Origin of the sequence: Nostoc cycadae WK-1, assembly GCF_002897135.1 — a bacterium.
In the GTDB taxonomy this organism is placed as follows: domain Bacteria; phylum Cyanobacteriota; class Cyanobacteriia; order Cyanobacteriales; family Nostocaceae; genus Nostoc_B.
On sequence record NZ_DF978483.1, the window covers coordinates 1 to 1,250 of the forward strand.

Here is a 1,250-nt window from a genome sequence, read left to right on the forward strand (position 1 = left end):
CTTTACAAAAAGCAATAATTACCTTTAAGATATGTAACAACAGGTGAAAACACCTGAAACATACATAACCAAAGCAATCATAAAGACATGACAGCAACCTTACAACAGCGCCGGAGCGCCAACGTATGGGAGCAGTTCTGCAACTGGATCACCAGCACAAACAACCGCCTGTACATTGGCTGGTTCGGCGTACTCATGATCCCAACCTTGCTGGCTGCAACCACCTGCTTCGTAATCGCCTTCATCGCCGCCCCCCCAGTAGACATCGACGGTATCCGTGAACCAGTAGCAGGTTCCTTACTCTACGGAAACAACATCATCTCCGGAGCAGTAGTACCTTCCTCCAACGCAATTGGCTTGCACTTCTACCCAATTTGGGAAGCAGCATCCTTAGACGAGTGGTTGTACAACGGTGGCCCATACCAACTAGTAATATTCCACTTCCTGATTGGCGTATTCTGCTACTTGGGTCGTGAGTGGGAACTATCCTACCGCTTAGGTATGCGTCCTTGGATCTGCCTAGCATTCTCTGCACCAGTAGCAGCAGCAACAGCAGTATTCTTGATTTACCCCATCGGACAAGGTTCCTTCTCTGATGGTATGCCCTTGGGTATCTCTGGAACCTTCAACTTCATGATCGTGTTCCAAGCAGAACACAACATCTTGATGCACCCCTTCCACATGTTGGGCGTAGCAGGTGTATTCGGTGGTTCTTTGTTCTCCGCAATGCACGGTTCTTTGGTAACTTCCTCCTTAGTTCGTGAAACAACCGAAAACGAATCACAAAACTACGGTTACAAGTTCGGACAAGAAGAAGAAACCTACAACATCGTTGCAGCACACGGTTACTTCGGTCGCTTGATTTTCCAATACGCGTCCTTCAACAACAGCCGTTCCTTGCACTTCTTCTTAGCTGCATGGCCTGTAATTGGAATCTGGTTCACAGCCTTGGGCGTAAGCACAATGGCGTTCAACTTGAACGGTTTCAACTTCAACCAGTCTGTGATTGACTCTCAAGGTCGCGTCATCAACACCTGGGCTGATATCATCAACCGCGCTAACTTGGGTATGGAAGTAATGCACGAGCGTAACGCTCACAACTTCCCCTTAGACTTGGCTGCTGGTGATGTTGCTCCTGTTGCAATCAGCGCTCCTGCTATCAACGGTTAATTTTCTGACCTAGAAGCAATAGCTAATGTGTGAATGAAAGGCGCTCTCCTTGAGGAGAGCGCCTTTTTAGTTTGGGTTTG

1 protein-coding gene is annotated in these 1,250 nt (G+C 48.0%); it reads left to right on the top strand.

Features of this window, described 5'->3' with window-relative positions; translation table 11 throughout:
* Positions 1 to 87 precede the first annotated feature (87 nt).
* Entirely contained in the window at positions 88 to 1,170 is a 1,083-nt protein-coding gene (psbA, locus tag NCWK1_RS28980; protein ID WP_096579570.1) for a photosystem II q(b) protein, read from the top strand.
* Positions 1,171 to 1,250: the final 80 nt, after the last annotated feature.

Bases quoted from the DNA above. Each gene is read 5' to 3' on its own strand.
- psbA (WP_096579570.1), top strand. From the start codon at position 88: ATGACAGCAACCTTACAACAGCGCCGGAGCGCCAACGTATGGGAGCAG.